The sequence below is a fragment of the Chryseobacterium sp. 2P genome (assembly GCF_059579425.1).
The window spans coordinates 3,035,228-3,055,131 of sequence record NZ_CM184194.1 but is presented as its reverse complement, the minus strand read 5'-3'; the positions used below and the strand labels follow the sequence as shown (position 1 = coordinate 3,055,131).

General features: G+C 36.4%; 14 protein-coding genes. 8 read left to right on the top strand and 6 right to left on the bottom strand.

Annotated features, from left to right (window positions below):
• Nucleotides 1-37: 37 nt before the first annotated feature.
• A complete protein-coding gene (gene ccoG, locus AC52CF_RS13890) occupies nucleotides 38-1,480 on the bottom strand; it encodes a cytochrome c oxidase accessory protein CcoG (RefSeq protein WP_214589162.1) in 1,443 nt (480 codons plus the stop codon).
• 262 nt (nucleotides 1,481-1,742) lie between these two features.
• On the opposite strand from ccoG, the gene AC52CF_RS13885 reads away from it, so the two are divergent.
• Complete coding sequence (locus AC52CF_RS13885; protein ID WP_214589163.1) at nucleotides 1,743-2,636, top strand: SMP-30/gluconolactonase/LRE family protein; 894 nt, start codon at nucleotides 1,743-1,745, stop codon at nucleotides 2,634-2,636.
• A gap of 81 nt (nucleotides 2,637-2,717) precedes the next feature.
• Here AC52CF_RS13885 and AC52CF_RS13880 read toward each other — a convergent pair whose 3' ends face one another.
• Nucleotides 2,718-4,025, bottom strand: a complete 1,308-nt coding sequence (locus tag AC52CF_RS13880; protein ID WP_214589164.1) for a DEAD/DEAH box helicase — start codon at nucleotides 4,023-4,025, stop codon at nucleotides 2,718-2,720.
• A gap of 408 nt (nucleotides 4,026-4,433) precedes the next feature.
• On the opposite strand from AC52CF_RS13880, the gene rpsA reads away from it, so the two are divergent.
• The 4 genes from rpsA to AC52CF_RS13860 all read left to right on the top strand — a co-directional run bounded on the left by rpsA (nucleotide 4,434) and on the right by AC52CF_RS13860 (nucleotide 11,216).
• Entirely contained in the window at nucleotides 4,434-6,230 is a 1,797-nt protein-coding gene (gene rpsA, locus AC52CF_RS13875; protein WP_076392562.1) for a 30S ribosomal protein S1, read from the top strand.
• Between the two features lie 222 nt (nucleotides 6,231-6,452).
• A complete protein-coding gene (locus tag AC52CF_RS13870) occupies nucleotides 6,453-9,056 on the top strand; it encodes a T9SS-dependent M36 family metallopeptidase (RefSeq protein ID WP_214589165.1) in 2,604 nt (867 codons plus the stop codon).
• Nucleotides 9,057-9,180: 124 nt separating this feature from the next.
• On the top strand, nucleotides 9,181-10,158 hold the full coding sequence (locus AC52CF_RS13865) for an EamA family transporter (protein ID WP_214589166.1): 978 nt from the start codon (nucleotides 9,181-9,183) through the stop codon (nucleotides 10,156-10,158).
• Between the two features lie 62 nt (nucleotides 10,159-10,220).
• Nucleotides 10,221-11,216, top strand: coding sequence for an alpha/beta fold hydrolase (locus AC52CF_RS13860; protein WP_214589167.1), 996 nt, complete (start codon nucleotides 10,221-10,223; stop codon nucleotides 11,214-11,216).
• 291 nt (nucleotides 11,217-11,507) lie between these two features.
• On the opposite strand, the gene rplS is transcribed toward AC52CF_RS13860, so the two are convergent.
• Complete coding sequence (gene rplS / locus AC52CF_RS13855) at nucleotides 11,508-11,864, bottom strand: 50S ribosomal protein L19 (protein ID WP_007846341.1); 357 nt, start codon at nucleotides 11,862-11,864, stop codon at nucleotides 11,508-11,510.
• 298 nt (nucleotides 11,865-12,162) lie between these two features.
• Between rplS and AC52CF_RS13850 the strand changes: the two genes are divergently transcribed.
• Nucleotides 12,163-14,901, top strand: coding sequence for a fibronectin type III domain-containing protein (locus AC52CF_RS13850; RefSeq protein WP_214589168.1), 2,739 nt, complete (start codon nucleotides 12,163-12,165; stop codon nucleotides 14,899-14,901).
• Nucleotides 14,902-15,189: 288 nt separating this feature from the next.
• On the opposite strand, the gene AC52CF_RS13845 is transcribed toward AC52CF_RS13850, so the two are convergent.
• Nucleotides 15,190-15,567: a DoxX family protein gene (locus AC52CF_RS13845; protein WP_214589169.1), complete on the bottom strand. Its 378-nt coding sequence runs from the start codon at nucleotides 15,565-15,567 to the stop codon at nucleotides 15,190-15,192.
• Nucleotides 15,568-15,698: 131 nt separating this feature from the next.
• Between AC52CF_RS13845 and AC52CF_RS13840 the strand changes: the two genes are divergently transcribed.
• A complete protein-coding gene (locus AC52CF_RS13840) occupies nucleotides 15,699-16,400 on the top strand; it encodes a CoA transferase subunit A (RefSeq protein ID WP_029297233.1) in 702 nt (233 codons plus the stop codon).
• Nucleotides 16,401-16,528: 128 nt separating this feature from the next.
• On the opposite strand, the gene AC52CF_RS13835 is transcribed toward AC52CF_RS13840, so the two are convergent.
• Nucleotides 16,529-18,322 carry an ABC transporter ATP-binding protein gene (locus AC52CF_RS13835; RefSeq protein WP_214589170.1) on the bottom strand — a complete coding sequence of 598 codons (1,794 nt, stop codon included), beginning with the start codon at nucleotides 18,320-18,322 and terminating at the stop codon, nucleotides 16,529-16,531.
• Between the two features lie 121 nt (nucleotides 18,323-18,443).
• On the opposite strand from AC52CF_RS13835, the gene AC52CF_RS13830 reads away from it, so the two are divergent.
• Nucleotides 18,444-19,097 carry a CoA transferase subunit B gene (locus tag AC52CF_RS13830; protein WP_496517276.1) on the top strand — a complete coding sequence of 218 codons (654 nt, stop codon included), beginning with the start codon at nucleotides 18,444-18,446 and terminating at the stop codon, nucleotides 19,095-19,097.
• Between the two features lie 100 nt (nucleotides 19,098-19,197).
• Here the strand turns inward: AC52CF_RS13830 and AC52CF_RS13825 are convergent, their stop codons facing one another.
• On the bottom strand, nucleotides 19,198-19,878 hold the full coding sequence (locus AC52CF_RS13825; RefSeq protein ID WP_235131258.1) for an outer membrane beta-barrel protein: 681 nt from the start codon (nucleotides 19,876-19,878) through the stop codon (nucleotides 19,198-19,200).
• Nucleotides 19,879-19,904 lie beyond the last annotated feature (26 nt).

The following is a 19,904-nucleotide window of genomic DNA, read 5'->3' as shown; positions in this document are numbered from 1 at the left end:
CTCTGAAACACTCAAACTCAAACTCTCACCTCAATATCTACAATACCAATTGAAAAGGTCCTTCAAATACCGTGTCGAAAGAATCTACAAGATTTCCTTTTTCATCAAAAACGCCAATCGTCATATTCTGTTTCGAAAACCGGATCTCTTTTTCAGGGAAAGAAATATTGATATTTCCTTTTAAGATCTGATCCCCTTTCAATATAATTTTTTCATTGCCGAAGAAATTAATTTCCGCATTTTTAGGATTCAAGACTTTTATTGTGAGTGTTTTCTTTTCGTTGGATTTGTTTAAAAGCGTATAAATAAAAGTATTCGTAATTTTTCCGTTTTTAATGAAAAATGTTGATCCTGCCGGTTTAATGAATTTAGCTTCCATCGAACCTCTGTCGTACATCAGAAATCCTAAAAACCCGATCAGTAAACTTAAAATTACCGTTGTTGCTTTCATTCTTCCGGTAAATTTGAATTTCTCCTGATTTTCAATTTCCGCTTCTGTGGCATAACGGATCAGCCCTTTCGGAAGACCTACTTTTACCATAATTTCGTCACACGCATCAATACATGCGGTGCAGTTTACGCATTCCAGTTGCTGTCCGTTTCGGATGTCAATTCCTGTAGGACAGACAACAACACATTGATTACAATCGATACAATCTCCTTTTCCGACGGCTTTTCGGTCTTCGTCTTTTTTCCATTTGGAGCGGTTTTCACCTCTTTTAAAATCATAATAAACGTTGATGGTCTGTTTGTCGATTAAAACGCCCTGTAATCTTCCGTACGGACAAACCAAAGTACAAACCTGCTCTCTCAGCCACGAAAAAACAAAATAGAAAACCGCAGTGAAACAGATCATCGCAAGAAACTTCAGCGGATTTTCTGCGGGACCTTCGGTGATGATTCTGAAAACTTCTTCATAACCAACAATATACATGAACATGAAATTCGTAATCACCACAGAAAGAACGGCGTAAACAGACCATTTGGTGAGCCTTTTTCTTATTTTTTCGCTGTTCCATTCCTGTCGGTCGAGCTTCATCTGTTTATTACGGTCGCCCTCGATCCAGTATTCTATTTTCCGGAAAACCCCTTCCATAAAAATGGTCTGCGGACAAAGCCAGCCACAGAAAATCCTTCCGAAAACAACGGTGAAAAGCATCACAAAAATAACAGAAGTAACGGCTCCAAGTGCTAAAATGAAAAAATCCTGCAGATAAAACGGCTGTCCGAAAATAAAAAATTTTCTGTCGATAACATTAAATAAAAGAAAAGGATTATGGTTGATTTTCACAAAAGGTAAAGTGAAAAATATCGCTAAAAGCAAATAAGTTACATAATCTCTGTAGTTGGTAAATTTTCCTTTGGGTTTTCTCGGATAGACCCATTTTCTTTTTCCGGTTTCGTCCATTGTTCCTACGGAATTCCGGAAGCTTTCCTCATAAAGTTCCGGAGCCTGAAAATTGCTGTTCTGTGTATTCATCTTTTTGATTTGATCTGAAAGCTGGCTGAAATCATTTAATAAAGTTTAAATGCTCATTTCCAGATATTTTTAACTAAAATCCTATAGTGTTTTTCACTGATACAAAGCTCTGCAATAATTGTTTCCTGAACTAATATGATCTGCTTCTGAAATAGTACAATTCGGACATTTTGGATTTGGTTTTTATTTAATCAAAAAGAGAAAATAAACTTTGAATCTCATTTTACATATCGTAAATTGCCTGCTTTAAAAATTGTGCGGAATGAAAAATATTTTAAAAACCGGCTCGCTTGGTTTGATTTTAGCAGTATATAGCTGTCAATCAGTAAATACCACTAAAATGTTTTATGAAGATGTAAAGCCCGAGAAAGTTTCGGATCAGTTCAGTTTTACCGAAGGTCCTTCCTCGGATAAAGAAGGGAATGTGTACTTCACGGATCAGCCGAATGATAAGATTTATTATTGGGACTGGAAAACCAATAAAGTGATTGAGTTCATGAATAAAACGGGAAGAGCCAACGGAACACATTTCGATAAAGATGATAATTTAATCACCTGTTCCGATGATCAGGGTGAAATCTGGAAAATTTCAAAAGATAAAAAAGTACAGGTTCTGCTGAAAGGCTTTGAAGGAAAAAGACTGAACGGACCGAATGATGTCTGGAATGACGAGTTTGGCGGAATGTATTTTACCGATCCTCTGTATGTACGAGATTACTGGGTGAATTTTAAGCAGGAAACTCCGCATAAAAGTTTATACTACAGAAATAAAGACGGACAGATTTCCAAACTTGAAACCTTTACACAGCCGAATGGAGTGGTAGGAAGCGAAAAATTCAGAAAATTGTATGTTTCGGATATTGATGCCGGAAAAACATATGTTTATGATATTTTGGGCGAAGGAAAATTATCCGAGAAAAAACTTTTCTGTGAAATGGGTTCCGACGGAATGACGTTAGACAAACACGGAAATCTTTATTTAACTGGAAAAGGGGTTCATGTATTCAACAGAGAAGGAAAGAAGATTTATCATATTCCCATCGAAGAAGACTGGACTTCTAACGTTACTTTCGGAGGTAAAAATAATGATGTTCTATTCATCACCGCTTCAAAATCTGTTTATACTTTACCGACACGAGTAAGAGGAGTGAGATAAATTTAAGGTTGAGGTTAAGGTTTAGATAAGCGTTGTGTTTTAATCTCAGCCTTAATCTAAATCTTAACCTCAACCTTAATCTTAATACGCCACTTCCATTTTTACTTTCTTGCCCTTCAGTTTTTCATTGGCAAGTTTTTTCAGCAGCGCATTGACTTTATTTCTTGATACGGCAACGTAAGAAGTCGTGTCTTTTACTTCGATCAAGCCGACATCTTCTTTCTGGAGTTCTCCTTTTTTCAGCAGATAACCAACAATGTCCACTTTATTCACTTTGTCTTTTTTTCCGGCGCTGATATAGATGGTTTGAAAAGGCGTTTTTTCCGGAACTCTGGTAAATCCGGCTACGCTGTCTTCCGGTGTATTGTTTTTGATGAAAGGGAAATTTTCATCTTCCGTCATAATAAGATACGCAAAACCTTTCGCGTTCATTCTTGCTGTACGACCGTTTCTGTGGATGAAAGCGTCTTCTTTCGGCGGTAACTGATAATGAACGATCGATTCTACTTCCGGAACATCTAACCCTCTTGCAGCCAGATCAGTGGTAATTAAAATTCTTGCAGAATCGTTCCTAAATTTCAGCAGGGCGCGTTCTCTTTCATCCTGTTCCATTCCTCCATGGAAGGTTTCTCTGTCAATTCCTTTCTGGCGGAGAAGCTCGGAAATCCGGTCAACTGCTTCTCGGTGATTGCAGAAAATTAAAGTTCTTTTGTTCCCGATTTTACAGATTAAATTGAATAACGTGTCCAGTTTTTCTTCCGGCGTAGTCATTACCTTTTTAAACTGAATGTCGGGTTTTGCTTCGCTTAGTTTTAAAAAATCAATAATCTTTTCATCTTTTAATCCAGTAAATGCAGGAATTTCGTCCATTGCCGTTGCGGAAGTTAAAATTCTCTGAGACAATCCCTTCAATGAATTGGAAATAAATTCCATATCATCATGAAAGCCAAGTTCAAGAGCCTTATCAAACTCATCCAGAACCAGCGTTTTGATGGTTTTCGGATCAAAATTATTATTCCTCAGATGATAAACCACTCTTCCCGGTGTTCCGATTAATACCGCCGGAGCTTCAATCAGGTTGTTTACCTCAATTTTTTTGTCGTGACCGCCATAACACACGGAAACTTTAAAATCGGTTCCCATTGCTTTAAAAACCTGCTCGATCTGTAAAGCCAGTTCTCGCGCCGGAACCAGAATAAGAGCCTGAATTCCTGAACTGTTTTTCTTTAAATTTCGCAGCACAGGAAACAAAAAAGCCAGTGTTTTTCCCGAACCGGTAGGAGAGAGCAGGACAACATCCTGATTGTTTTCTGTCGCTTTGTATGTAGATTTCTGCATCTGATTCATGTCCTGAATCTGCAGTTTTTCGTAGATAGATTCTAATTCCATGGTGCAAAGATACAGAATTCGTTATGGTGTTGGCTAGTTGTTTTTTTCAGTTTAAAGTTTAAGATTTGTTTTTAACTAAAAGATATCAATAAAAAATTATAAGGCGCTTTTTCCTGATTTCAAAGGCTGGATTAGAATGATGGTTTAGCTGTCTTAGGTAGCTTCATTTTATTAAAACAATATTTCAGGGATGAATATTTGTAAAGTATGCATTGTCTGGTAAAGATATGCAGTATTTTGATGCTCAGAATATTATTGTTTGTTTCAAATAAATTTCATATCTTTGCACCCACTTTTGTGGCGAAAAGGTTTGAAGAGTAAATAACTAAAAATTAATTACTTCCGTATTTTTCAATTCACATTTATTCAGACCGTTGAAAGAGAAGGAATACAAATTTAATTAGAATTATGTCAAAAGAGACAAATTCAGCTGAATTATTATTAAATCAAAACGTAGCACCTGAACAATTTGACTGGGATTCTTTCGAATCTGGTCTTGATGCTGATGCTAGAAAAGAGAAAAGCGATTTAGAAGAAATCTACAACGGATCTTTAAACAACTTAGACGATAACGACGTTCTAATTGGTAAAGTAGTAAGATTAACTGATAAAGAAGCTATCGTAGACATCAACTTCAAGTCTGAAGGTGTTATTTCTCTTAACGAATTCCGTTACAACCAAGGTCTTAAAGTAGGAGACGAGGTAGAAGTAATGGTGGACAGAAGAGAAGACAAAACAGGACAGTTACAGTTATCTCACAGAAAAGCAAGAACGCTTAAAGCCTGGGATAAAGTAAACGAACTTCACGAAACAGGTGAAATCGTTAACGGTTTTGTTAAGTCTAGAACTAAAGGAGGTATGATCGTTGACGTACATGGAATCGAAGCATTCTTACCTGGTTCTCAGATCGACGTTAAGCCAATTAAAGATTACGATCAGTTCGTAGGAAAAACTATGGAATTCAAAGTTGTGAAAATCAACCCTGAGTTCAAAAACGTAGTAGTTTCTCACAAAGCATTGATCGAAGCAGATATCGAAGGTCAGAAAAAAGAAATCATCGCTCAGTTAGAAAAAGGACAGGTTCTTGAAGGTACTGTTAAGAATATTACTTCTTACGGTGTGTTCATCGACTTAGGAGGTGTTGATGGATTGATCCACATTACAGACCTTTCTTGGTCTAGAGTGAACCACCCATCTGAAATCCTTGAGGACGGACAGACTGTAAAAGTGGTTATCCTTGATTTTGATGATGAGAAAACAAGAATCCAGTTAGGTATGAAGCAATTAGAAGCTCATCCTTGGGATGCTCTTTCTGCTGACTTAAAAGTTGGAGATAAAGTAAAAGGAAAAGTAGTAGTTCTTGCTGACTATGGTGCATTCGTAGAAATTGCTCCGGGTGTTGAAGGATTAATCCACGTTTCTGAAATGTCTTGGTCTACTCACTTGAGATCTGCAGGTGACTTTGTAAAAGTAGGTGATGAGGTAGAAGCTGAAGTACTTACTTTAGACAGAGAAGACAGAAAAATTTCTTTAGGTATCAAGCAATTAAGCAAAGATCCATGGGAAAATATCGAAGCTAAGTATCCTGTAGGATCTAAGCACGTAGGAACTGTAAGAAACTTCACTAACTTTGGTGTATTCGTAGAGTTAGAAGAAGGTATCGACGGTTTAATCTACATTTCTGATCTTTCTTGGACTAAGAAAATCAAGCATCCATCTGAATTCTGTGCAGTTGGTGATAAATTAGATGTTGTAGTTCTTGAACTAGACATCCAGGCTAGAAGATTATCTCTAGGTCACAAACAATTAACAGAAAACCCTTGGGATGCATTCGAAACTAAATATGCTGAAGGAACAGTTCACGCTGGTAAAGCGGTAGAAGTACACGATAAAGGAGCTTCTGTACAGTTCGAAGATGCTGAAGTTGAAGCATTCTGTCCATCAAGATTATTAGAGAAGGAAGACGGATCTAAAATCAAGAAAGGTGAAGAGGCTGATTTCAAAGTAATTGAATTCAACAAAGAATTCAAGAGAGTAGTAGTTTCTCATACAGGAATCTTCAGAGACGAAGAGAAGAAAAACGTAAGAGAAAACTCTAACAACAGATCTAATAATGTTTCATCATCTTCAAACGAAGAGAGATCTACTCTTGGAGATATCGATGCATTAGCAGAATTAAAAAGAAAAATGGAAGAAGGGAAATAATACCTGATTCATTTTAAATATTAAGCCACTCAAAAGAGTGGCTTTTTTGTTTTTATTCAATTCATAAAATTGCTGTTAATCCGGGATTTCTTAATTTGATTTATTCATAAATTTAGCGGAGTTTATATACTATTGTTAAATTAAATGTCTATTTAAATAATTTTAAATTATACTATTGTTTTATTGTTAATTATATGTAAATTAGCGGCTTTATTAGTGTATATGAAAAAAGTAGCTTTACCCCTTTTATTTGTAGTTTCTGCAATGTTTCCTTCTGTTCTTTTCGGACAGGATAATGAGAAGTTAATTAAGGATTATATTTCTCAAAATAAGATCAGAGAATATAAGAAATCAGATCTTACAAATTTTAAGATTGATAATGTTGATGAATCAAAGTCATTAAATGGAAATGTAATTAAATTCCAGCAGACTTATAATGGACTTCCGGTATACAATGCGGAAGGTACTGTTTTAGTAAGAGATAATAAAGTAATTTATTATTCTGATACTTTTTTGAAAGATTATACTTCTTCTGTATCAAATACAGCTTCTGTTACGAAGACTGCTGCTCTTCAGAAAATAGCTGAAAATTTACAGAAAGATAAAATTCAGAATTATCCTATTTTAGGGTATAATGATGCAGATTTAAATAACGCACCCGCTGCAAAACAAAGACTGGTATACGTACAAGATAATGGTGCTTTAAAATTAGCTTACCAATTCTCTTTTCCAGAGCCTAATTCTCCAAGCTATTGGGATATTCTAGTAGATGCAAATACAGGAAATATTATCAGTAAACTAGATTTGAACTTATCCTGTAATTTCCATAATGATGCTTATTCGCGTGATTACAGTCATGTTCATAATGAAACTATTACAGCAGGACCGCTAAAGCAAGAAGAAAGTAAAAATAGTTTTTCACTTTTAGCACCCGATAACGCTTCATATAATGTTTTTGCATTACCTATAGAGGCTCCTACATTTGGTTCAAGATCAATTGTAAGTAATCCATGGATCTTAACTGCCTCTCCGGAAGGATGGCATTATGACGGAACTACCCGTTATACAATTACAAGAGGTAATAACGTACATGCTTATGAGGATACAGCAGGAACCAATGCAGTTGGATATTCACCTGATGGAGGCACTACAAGAAATTTCAATTATGCTTTTAATATTAATGATGATCCATTAAACAATCAGAATGCGGCAATAACGAATTTATTTTATATTAATAATAAAATTCACGATATTTTCTACATGTTTGGTTTTACTCCTACAGCAAGAAACTTTCAGAATACTAATTTTGGCTTAGGAGGTTCTGGTAACGATTATGTACAGGCTGAAGCACAAGATGGAGGAGGAACAAATAATGCTAACTTTGCAAGTCCTAGTGATGGAAGTAAACCAAGAATGCAGATGTATCTTTGGTCAGCTGTGAACAGAATATTTTATTATAATGCACCGACTTCGGCAGTGCCTCGTCAACCCATTGCAGGAACAGCTTTATTTGGAAATGCTTTAGATGCGACTGGTGTTACAGGCAATGTACAGTTATCCTCAGTTCTTGATGGCTGTACAGCAATACCTGCAGGATCTTTAACGGGTAAGATTGGTTTAGTAGAAAGAGGAACTTGTAATTTTACAGTTAAGGTGAAAAATGCACAAAACGCAGGAGCTACAGCAGTAATTATTTATAATAACACTACAAATGGTGATACGGTTGGAAATATGTCTGGAACTGATGCAACGATTACTATCCCATCAGTTCTAATTTCAAATACTGAAGGTGAATATATTAAAGGGCAGCTTTCCGCTAATACAACTGTAAATGTAACTTTAAAAAATGATCCTGCCAGCAGTATTACGCCAGATGGAAGTTTTGATAATGGAATAGTAGTTCATGAATATGGTCACGGAATTTCTAATAGACTTACCGGAACTGGTTCTGGATGTTTGAATTCTTCTTTAGATAAAGAGCAAATGGGTGAAGGATGGTCGGACTTCTTTGCTTTAATGCTTACTAATAAGGCGGGAGATAACGCCTCTGTTCCAAGAGGTATGGCAACATATGCAGCAGGACAAGGGATTTTTGGAAGCGGTATAAGACCAGCTCAATATTCACCAGATTTTGCCATTAATGATTATACTTATGGTGACACCAATGGAATGGAGTATACGAATACTAATTTACAAATAGTTCCTGATGTACACTCTATTGGATTTGTATGGGCTACAATGCTTTGGGATCTTCACTGGCAGTATGTTGCCAAGTATGGATATTCTTCTGATGTAATGGCAAACACAACAAATGGTAGCTCAAGAGTTTTACAATTAGTAACCGACGCATTGAAACTTCAGGTTTGTAATCCTACATTTATCAATGGTAGAGATGCCATCATTGCAGCAGATCAGGCTAAAGGAGGTGCAGACAGATGTATGATCTGGAGAACGTTTGCAAAGAGAGGTTTAGGTGTTAATGCTAGTGCGGGAAGTTTAACAAATATTAATGATCAGGTTCAGGATTTTAGTGTTCCTGCAGATTGTGTATTGGCTACAGACGAAGTAAAAGTTGTTAAAAACAACATTTCAATTTATCCTAATCCTGCGAAGAATGAATTTTTCATCAATTTCCCAAGCAATACGTTAGGAAAAGTAAGTGTTGAAATTTATGATATGTCTGGAAAATTAGTTTCTTCTGAGGATAAAATTTCTCCAGATGCTAAAAAATCAATCTCTACAGATAAACTGATTAACGGAACATATATGGTGAAAGTAAAAGGCATCGGTATTGATGCTGCATCAAAAGTTATTGTTAAAAAATAATCTGAATATTTATAAATTTTAGTTACGGCGCGAGCGAAGCTCGCGCCGTAACTTTTTATTTTCACAGCCATTTTATTATTCATTTAATAATATATTGTACCTTTGCAGGCTGTAAAAATGAATTATGCAGAAGAAAAATATTTTAAAGGGAGTTCTATTTGTAGGGATTGGCGCAAGTATATATGGGATGCTGGCAACGTTTGTTAAACTCGCTTATCAGGATGGTTATACCACTTCAGAAGTTACAACATCACAGTTTTTATTGGGAATAGTGGGCCTTTTAGTCTTAAATTTTATTCAGACAATCACCTCTAAAAAAGCTTTGCCTTCACCAACATCAAAAGAAGTAAGAAACTTACTGTTAGCCGGAACTTCATTAGGTTGCACCAGTTTGTTTTATTACATTGCAGTTCAGTATATCAATGTCTCGATAGCGATTGTTTTGCTGATGCAGTCCGTCTGGTTCAGTGTAGTGGTGGAAAGTTTTCTGACAAAAAAACTGCCCAATGCAAGAAAAATTGTTTCCGTTATTATTGTTTTGGCGGGAACCATTTTAGCCACCAATTTAATCAATGAAAGTTTAGATCTGGACTGGAAAGGAATTTTCTGGGGATTATTAGCTGCAGCTTCCTATACACTAACGATGTTTACTTCCAATACTTTAGCAACGCACTTACCTGTTTTCAGAAAAAGTATTATCATGCTTTTGGGTGGTTCAGTTGTTGTTTTTGCATTTTTGTTTTTTGCACAGATCGGACCGCTGCATTTCGAAGGTTTAAAATCTTTTTACCTTAATTTTACAGACAATACAGAGCATATTCATTCCTTTAATTATTCAATTTTATGGAAATATGGTTTAATTTTATCACTTTTCGGAACCATAATTCCGCCGATTTTATTTAATGTCGGATTTCCGAATGCAGGACTTGGATTGGGAAGCATCGTTTCTTCTTTAGAATTACCGGTTTCTGTGACGATGGCCTTTGTTTTATTGGGTGAAAAAGTAATTTTTATACAATGGGTTGGAATTGCACTAATACTTTTTGCAATTGTCCTCATGAATTTATCTAAAAAAGAAAATCAACTTGCTGAAATATCTTAAATAATACTATTGAAACCGTTTCATTTGGAACGGTTTTTTAATTTCAGTAAATAAAATGGTTTATGAAATATTACAGAAATATATTTACCGCATTAATTTTTATTACAAGTACGAATCTTTTATTGTCACAGGTGAAACCACTGGATGCGGAATTAACGAATTATCAATACCCTTTCGAAGTTCATTTTTTAAATTTTACATCTCAGAAAAACAATTTGAAAATGGCTTACATGGATGTTCAGCCAACAAAGTCAAACGGAAAAGTCATCATGCTCCTTCATGGTAAGAATTTTAATGGAGCTTATTGGGAAAGAACCGCCAAAGACCTTTCAGATAATGGTTTCAGAGTGATTATTCCGGATCAGATAGGATTTGGAAAATCTTCAAAACCTCAAAGTTATCAGTTTTCATTTTCGCAGTTGGCAGAAAATACAAAAGCCATTTTGGACAAATTAAAAATCGATAAAATTATTGTTTTAGGACATTCGATGGGAGGGATGATTGCGACAAGATTTACTTTACAATACCCCGAAAAAGTTGAAAAATTGATCTTAGAAAATCCAATCGGATTGGAAGATTATAAAACATTTGCTGCTTATCAAACAATTGATCAGGCATATCAGTCAGAATTAAAAAATACCGCAGAAACCTATAAAAATTATCAGCTTAAATTTTATTACGACAATAAATGGAAAGCAGAATATCAACCATGGTTAAACTTAATTGCAGGATGGACTGTACATCCTGATTATCCAAAAGTTGCATGGGATGCAGCCTTAACTTCAGATATGATTTACAATCAGCCGGTTTGCTATGAATTTAAAAACATAAAAGTTCCCACTTTACTCATTATCGGAACAAGAGACAGAACCGCAATCGGGAAAGACCGCGCTCCAAAAGAACTGCAAACAAAAATGGGGCAATATCAGGAATTAGGAAAGAAAACACAACAACAGATTGTTGGTTCTAAACTCGTGGAAATCGAAAACGTAGGACACCTTCCGCATATCGAAGTCTATGATAAATTCTGGAATGCGTTGTATGAATTTATTAAGTAGAAAAGCAAAAGGTTTGATGATTGAAAATTTAAATGATTGAGAGAATATATAAATTTATTTTTAATGAATGAATTCTCCTCCTCTGGAGGGGTGGCAAAAATTTCCTGAAATTTTTGACGGGGTGGTTTTAAAATGCATACTTTTCTTAGCCCCGATTGCAGTAAAAATCCTTTTTTGAAAAAAAAAAGATTGCAGCGGAAAGCGGGAAAAAGCTCCAAATAAATATGTACTTCAAATAAAAAGAGACCGCTAAAAATTAGCAGTCTCTTTTCGTATGTATTGTTGTCTGAATTATTTCTTCTTGTAAGCAGCGTCTTTAATTCTCGCTTTTTTACCTCTAAGATCTCTGAAGTAGTAGATTCTAGATCTTCTAACTTTACCTCTTCTGTCAACTTCGATTTTTTGAAGAGCCGGCATGTTGATTGGGAATACTCTTTCTACTCCTACATCACCAGACATTTTTCTGATGGTGAAAGTTTTTGTAGAACCAGTACCTCTCAATTGGATAACTGTTCCTTTGAAAAACTGAGTTCTTGTTTTTTGTCCTTCTTTAATTTCGTAGTAAACAGTGATCGTATCACCCGCTTTGAATTCAGGGAATTCTTTTTTTGTAATGTACTTGTCTTGTACGTACTTTAATAAATCCATTATTAATAAATAAAATGTTAAAGCTAAGCAACTTACACGGACTTCGTCAGAGGTTGAATAACAGGTTGCAAATGTACAAAACATTTTTGAAATTTTCCAAACAATTTTATATTAAATATCATGAAATTTTCATCCCGTTTTTCGGCTCAGATTTAATGTTTCCTTCAACTTCCCATCAGACACAGTTTATATGTGAATTCTACTTTTGCACGAAAATAAAATCAGGCAGTACAATTTTTAATAATCCGCTGATATACAATTTTTAATCTCAATAAATCTAATAAAAATTAAACTAAAAATGAAACATTATTTTTTCTTTTTCCTCTTCGTCGTCCAGATGGTTTTTGGACAGACTTTGTATCCTTATTTACAAAATCCGACGCCAACTTCCATGATTGTCAACTGGAAAACCTCTTCCAATAATGAAACCACAGTTTTTTACGGAACCAGCCCAACCAACCTGAATGTTACTTTTACAGGAACAACGAATATTTTTTCAGATACAGGATATAACAACAATTACTTTTATCACACTGCAAAAATTGCCAATCTTCAGCCTAACACAAAATACTATTATAAGATTAAAACAGGAACCAGTGAATCTGCAGTGTATAATTTCCGGACACTTCCTCTACCGGGACAAGCAGCAACAGCCAACGGAAAAATCCGTTTCCTGATCATGGGCGACAACCAGATTAAAGCAGAACCGAGATACGATACCTTAACTTTAAATGCTTATAAAAAATTAAAGGAAAAATTCGGTGCGGCTTCCGATCCTTCAGATAATATTGCTTTAACCTTCATGGTAGGAGATCAGGTAGATGTGGGAACTCTGGATCATTACGAAAATGTTCATTTCAAGAAAAACATTAATTTATCGCCTTATCTTCCGATTCAGACCACGGTGGGAAACCATGAAACTTACGGAAGTCTGGGAATGAATTCCTATTATGCACATTTTTACATCGATGAAATTCAGTATAAAAACATTAGCTCAGGAAACGAAAATTACTATGCGCAACAGGCTGGAAACGTTCTCTTTATAAGCTTAAGCTCTGAACATACCGGTTCTGCACAAATGACTTGGCTGCAACAGGTTTTAAATGCTGCAAACGGCGATTCTACGGTAGACTGGATCATTTCTCTGAGCCACAGACCGTATCAGGCGGAACAATATGTAGGAGATATTTCTACATGGGTAAGAAACAGTGCCGTTCCACTTTTAACCACTTCTTCAAAATATTTAATGCACGTTGGAGCGCATCACCATTTATACCACAGAGGTCAGCTGAAAAATACACCGAATTACCAGATTATTTCCGGTGGAGTTGCATGGGATCAGTATTGGGGAATGTCGACCGAACAGGACTTTGATGATGTTCAGAAAACATTAACAGACTGGACGTACCAGATCGTGGAAGTAGATGTAAACACAGGAAAAGTAGATGTGGAATCCTATTCTATCGGAGGGGTTTATCATAAAAAATATAATGAGCTGATTGATACATTCCACCGCTATAAAAATCAGCCCAAACCTGCAAAACCTTCCATTTCCAATACATTTACGGCGCCGGTTACTTTACCGTTAACTTTAAACGGAAGTACATTTTCAAGCTCAAACGGAGAATTGCTGAACACCACTCAGTTCTTAATTAGTAAAGCGGCTGATTTTTCCATCATTGAAAAAGAATTTTACAGAGACTATGAAAACTGGTTCGGAAAAGACGGAAGCGGAACTCCCGATATCACCAAAAACCTGAATGCAGGAGTAGATATCACAAAAGCTACTATTGCCGCCAACTCAATCACCAACGGAAATTATTACGTAAAAGTGCGTTACAGAGACCGCAACATGGAGTGGAGCGACTGGAGTGATGTAAAACAGTTTACAGTAACCGGAAGTGTGGTTTCTAATCCTGTTTTCACTTTAAATAAAACAGAATATCTTCAAAACGAACCCATTATTGCCAACTTTACAGACGGTCCAGGAAATAATCAGGACTGGGTTGGAATTTATAAAAAAGGACAGAATCCTTCTGCCGTAACTTCTCAGGCTTTTGTGTATACCAACGGGCAAACCGCAGGAACAGCCACTTTCCCGAACGGAATTTCTGCCAAAGGTCAGTATTTTGCAGGATTTTTTGCCAATAACGGATATACGGAAATTACACCGAGAAAAAACTTCTACGTAGGTCCGAAAGTTAATCTGAGTACCACTTCAGATGTTTATCCTGTTGGCGGAACCGTAACCGTAAATTTCTCCAACGGACCGAATTTAACCAAAGACTGGATCGGAATTTATAAAATGGGACACACGCCCGGAACCATAAATTCTACTCAGTGGAGCTATGTGACAACGGCTTCGGGAACGCTTAATTTTACAGGCCTTGCCAAAGGATATTATTATGCACAGTACTTCTTGGAAGACGGTTATACAACGGTTGGAGAAAAAGTTTTCTTTAAAGTAGGGGATGTAGTCACCGAACTTTGGATCAACAAACCGGTTTACAGTTTAGGAGAAAATATCACCGCTTCATGGACGGATTCTCCGGGAATAATCAAAGACTGGCTCGGAATTTATCCTCAGAATATTTCGGTTCCGGATGATCAGTTTATTTCTTATACTTATTTTGACGGAATTACACAGGGAACCAAAACAATCACCGGAACAGCAGTTCCTGCAGCACCGGGAAATTATTATATGGTGATGTTTACCAACGATTCTTACACGGAAGTTTCAAACAGGGTTCAGTTTCAGGTAACCGGAACACCGCTTGGAACAGAAGAAACAAAAAGTACAGAGAAAAATGTGGTTCTTTATCCGAATCCTACAAAACCCGGTGAACCGACTTTTATTAAAAGTGATTATCCGATCGAAAAAATAGAACTTCTTTCTGCCAACGGAGACCTTTTATATCAGTCGAAAAATGTAAATAACCAGCGTTTCTCTCTGGTCAACGAAAATCTTCCGAAAGGAGTGTATTTTGTAAAAGTATACACAAGAAAATTATTTACCTTAAAATTAGTCATTCAGTAAAACACTTCAATTTTCATATAAAACAACAAAACGGGCTTAGAAAAGTCCGTTTTTGTTATTTTTGGTAATACCCGGATCAATTATATATTGACCCATCGCTCATCAATAATCAATCATCAATTATTGATTATCGATCATCAAAATTGGAGCTTTTTCCAGCTTTCGCTACTCGCTTTTTCTTATTTTCGGCGGCTGCTTCGCAGCCGCCGAAAATAAGAAAAGAGCTCAGACATGCCGCTCAATCTGGGCTAAAACATTCTCCGTAGTTCAATATTTGACATTCAAAAATCAATCATCAGTAGATTTCAGTGCCCATGCAATCAGCGGAGCCTGCATAAAAAGCCTTCCCAATCTCTGATTATCCGTGTTCAGTCCAAACGAATCCCTTCTGTTTTTATACTGGGCAATATTCCCGGGAAAAACAGCCGCGAAAAATCCGGCAACAATTCTTCCCATATTTTTTCTGTATTTTTTGGGCGTTGCGATCATTGCCGTTCCTAAAGCAATTTCAGCAATTCCCGAATAAACAACAGTATCATCTTTATCCAGAGGAACCCATTCCGGAACCTGTGCCTGAAATTCTTTCCTTGCAAAAGTAAGATGTCCTATTCCTGCGGTAATCAGAAAAGCTCCCAGAGCAATTCTTGAAATATTTTTTGTTTCCATAAATAAATATTTGTGAGGTGATTGTGTAAGACGTACCAAAATTCAGACCACGAAAAAAAATCTAAAAATCCTGAACAACGGATATATGAGAAAAATTATTAAATTTAGCCAACAGAAAAATCTAATATTTCATGATAGATAAAAGAGTAAAAAATGCAAAGGAAGCCATCGAAGGCATTAAAGACGGAATGACATTAATGTTAGGCGGATTCGGACTTTGCGGAATTCCTGAAAACTCAATTAATGCTTTGGTAGAGAGTGATGTAAAAGACTTAACCTGTATTTCAAACAACGCCGGAGTAGACGATTTCGGTCTGGGATTACTGCTTCACAAAAGACAGATCAAAAAAATGATTTCCTCTTATGTGGGAGAAAATGCAGAATTCGAAAGACAGATGCTTTCAGGAGAATTGGAAGTGGAACTTACTCCGCAGGGAACTTTGGCAGAAAAATGCAGAGCGGCACAGGCTGGAATTCCCGCTTTTTATACACCGGCTGGTTTCGGAACTGAAGTAGCGGAAGGAAAAGAAGTAAAAGATTTCAAAGGAAAACCTCATATTCTGGAATATGCATATGAAGCAGATTTTTCTATTGTAAAAGCCTGGAAGGGAGATCACGCCGGAAACCTTATCTTCAAAGGTTCGGCAAGAAACTTCAATCATCCGATGGCAGGAGCAGGAAAAATTACCATTGCAGAAGTGGAAGAATTAGTAGAACCGGGAGAATTGGATCCCAACCAGATTCACATTCCGGGAATCATGATCCAGAGAATTTTTCAGGGTGAAAAATTCGAAAAAAGAATCGAGCAGAGAACCGTTAGAAAAAGAGATTGATTTTAAATTTCTTCTTAAAAATAATACCCCGAAATCAATATTCGGGGTAATTTATTTTAGTTATAAAAGCCTAATTGTCATTATAAACAAAGTGAAGAATCTCACAATCATATCAACTTCCATCTCATCTACACTAAAGTTTTTCTCTCCCCGATCTGCTGTCTCCACATGGCATAATACAAACCTTTTTCTTCAATAAGATTAAGATGAGAGCCGGTTTCTACAATTTGTCCGCGTTCCAGAACGTAAATTCTGTCGGCGTGCATAATCGTGCTTAAACGGTGTGCAATAAGAACGGTAATCTGTTCTTTTTCCTTAGAAATTTCTTTAATGGTTGTGGTAATTTCCTCTTCGGTAATACTGTCCAGTGCAGAAGTAGCTTCATCAAAGATCAGCAAATGAGGTTTTCTCAGTAATGCTCTTGCAATCGCAATTCTCTGCTTTTCACCACCGCTTAGTTTTAGTCCGCCTTCACCAATCACGGTATTAATTCCGTTTTCAGCACGCTCCAGAAGAGCAGTACAGCTTGATTTTTTTAAAGCCAGTTGCAAATCTTCTTCCGTTGCAGATGGGTTTACAAATAGCAGATTTTCTTTAATAGTTCCTGCAAAAAGCTGAGTATCCTGCGTTACAAACCCGATCTGGTTTCTCAGTTCATCAAAATCAAATTCTTTCCCGTCAATATTGTTATATAAAATAGAGCCTTCCTGCGGTCTGTACAATCCCACCAACAGTTTTACCAGAGTACTTTTTCCCGAACCGCTTGGTCCTACAAAAGCAATGGTCTCTCCGTTTTTTACGTTAAATGAAATAGAATTTAAAGCTTTATAATGCGCAGTCTGATGCTGAAAAGAAACTTTTTCAAATTCAAGCTCCTCAATAGCTCCGATTTTCTTTGGCGTTAAAGGTTTTGGTTCCACTTCTTTTTTCATCACTCTGTCGAAATTATTCAGAGAAGCCTGCGCTTCACGGTATGAAATGATGATGTTTCCGATTTCCTGCATCGGTCCGAAAATAAAGAACCCGTAAAACATTAACGATAAATACTGTCCCGGAGTTACAATATTTTTAAAAATCAATAACAATAAAGTAAAAGTAATCGTCTGCTGTAAAAAATTAACCAGAGTTCCCTGTACAAAACTCAGGGAACGGATACTTTTTACCTTTCTCAGTTCCAGATTCAGAATTTTGTAGGTATTATTGTTCAGACGTTCAACTTCCTGATTGGTCAGTCCTAAACTTTTTACGATCTCAATATTTCTGAGACTTTCCGTGGTACTTCCCGCAAGATTGGTCGTTTCGGTAACAATATTTTTCTGAATGGTTTTTATTCTCTTGCTTAATAAATTTGTTACCACTGCAATAAAAACTATTCCCACCACATAAACTGGCATAATCGACCAGTGCAGACGAATTGCGTACACAGAAACGAAAATTATACTCACCAGAATTCCGAAAAAAACGTTGATGAAATTATTGATGAATTTTACAGAATCTTCCCGAACCTTCGTTAAAATAGAAAGTGTTTCACCACTTCTCTGGTCTTCAAATTCCTGAAAAGGAAGCCTCATCGAATGCTTCAGACCGTCCGTGAAAATTTTAGCCCCAAATTTCTGAATAATCACATTCACCACGTAATCCTGAAAAGCTTTGGCGATTCGGCTGATCATGGCAGTACCGATTAACAGTCCCAAAAAGTAAAAAACTCCATGATAGATATCAGTTCCGTAGAGATATTCCCCCATATTTCTGGGAAGAGTTTTCTCTTTATCGAAAAAATTGGGATGGGTAACAAGTTTATCTAATATATTTCCTGTAATAGCGGGTGCAAATAAAGAAAATACCTGATTTACAGCAGCTAAAAAAAGCGAAATAATAATCAGCCACTTATAAGGTTTAAGGTAATGTAATAAAATTTTCATCGTTTAAATTAAAGCGTACAAATTTACAACAATTTGAGATTCAAAATTTATCCTATGATAAGAAAGAAAATTATTTTGTAATTCTGAAAAAATGGCTAATTTGGCAGGATAAGATTAAGCTATGCTAACTAAAGAACAAATTGCACAAAGAATTTCCAGAGAAGTAAAAGACGGATATTACGTAAATTTAGGAATCGGAATTCCAACATTGGTTGCCAACTACGTTCCGGACAATCTTTCGGTAGAGTTCCAGAGTGAGAACGGAGTTTTGGGAATGGGACCATTTCCTTTTGAGGGAGAAGAAGATGCGGATGTTATCAATGCCGGAAAACAGACGATTACCATCTTAAACGGAGGTTCCTTCTTCGATTCGGCGTTCAGTTTCGGGATGATCAGAGCGCAGAAAGTAGATCTTACCATTTTGGGAGCCATGGAAGTTGCAGAAAACGGAGATATTGCCAACTGGAAAATTCCGGGAAAAATGGTGAAAGGAATGGGCGGAGCAATGGATCTAGTAGCTTCGGCAGAAAATATTATCGTTGCGATGATGCACGTAAACAAAGCCGGAGAAAGTAAAATTCTAAAAAAATGTACCCTTCCTTTAACCGGAGTAAACTGCGTGAAAAGAGTGGTTACAGAATTAGCCGTTTTAGATGTTACGCCTCAAGGTTTTAAGCTTATTGAAAGAGCTCCGGGAGTTTCTGTGGAGCACATCATACAATCTACAGAAGCTGATCTGATTATTGAAGGAGAAATTCCGGAAATGCAGTTCTGATAAAAAACAAAAGCTGTTTCAATTGTCTGAAACAGCTTTTTTGTTAAGCATCATTTATTTCATTCAAACCTATGAGCGTGTAAAGTATCTTCAGATTTCTTTAAAATAAAAATTTAAAACCGAAAGACAGCGTAGAGATGGCATTTCCGTTAGGTCCGAATACCGCCTTATTATAATCCGGTACTACAGTGGCAACATGAGCCAGAGAAAAATCTGTTGTTTTAATATCTTTTGTTGTTCCCGGATAATTTTTAATTGTTGTATACGAAAGATTAGCCAGATTATAAGAAAATTCTACCGTAAAATGTTTGGTGAGAACATAATCTAATCCTCCGGAAACAGCCAGCCCTATCTGATTTACCTTGATATCACTATTCGGTACAGATTGTCCGTTTGCTGTCATTTTCGTTTTTCCTGAAATGATAGGAACTGCAAGTTGCCCGAAAAAGAAAAGTCCTCCGTGTATATTCCAGTATTTTCTTGCCAGAGGTTCCACCACCAGAAGATTCGTTTTTAAAGTTACATTATCCGCAACCTGATTTTGAGATTTTACACCAATATTTCCTGCTGCAATTCCTATGGCAGTGGAAGGTCCTACAAAATAACCGGCAAGAGGAAGAATCGTAGTACTGGAAGATTTACCGGTTTCCGAACCGTCATTTGTGCTTTGATAGCCAAATTGTGCAGTTGCAAACCAAGTTCCCTTTAGACCTTCTTGCTTTTCCTGTGCGTTGCATAGCCCCATTATTATCATAGAACCAGCTAATAACATTTTTTTCATGTTCCTAAATTTTATTTATTTAACAC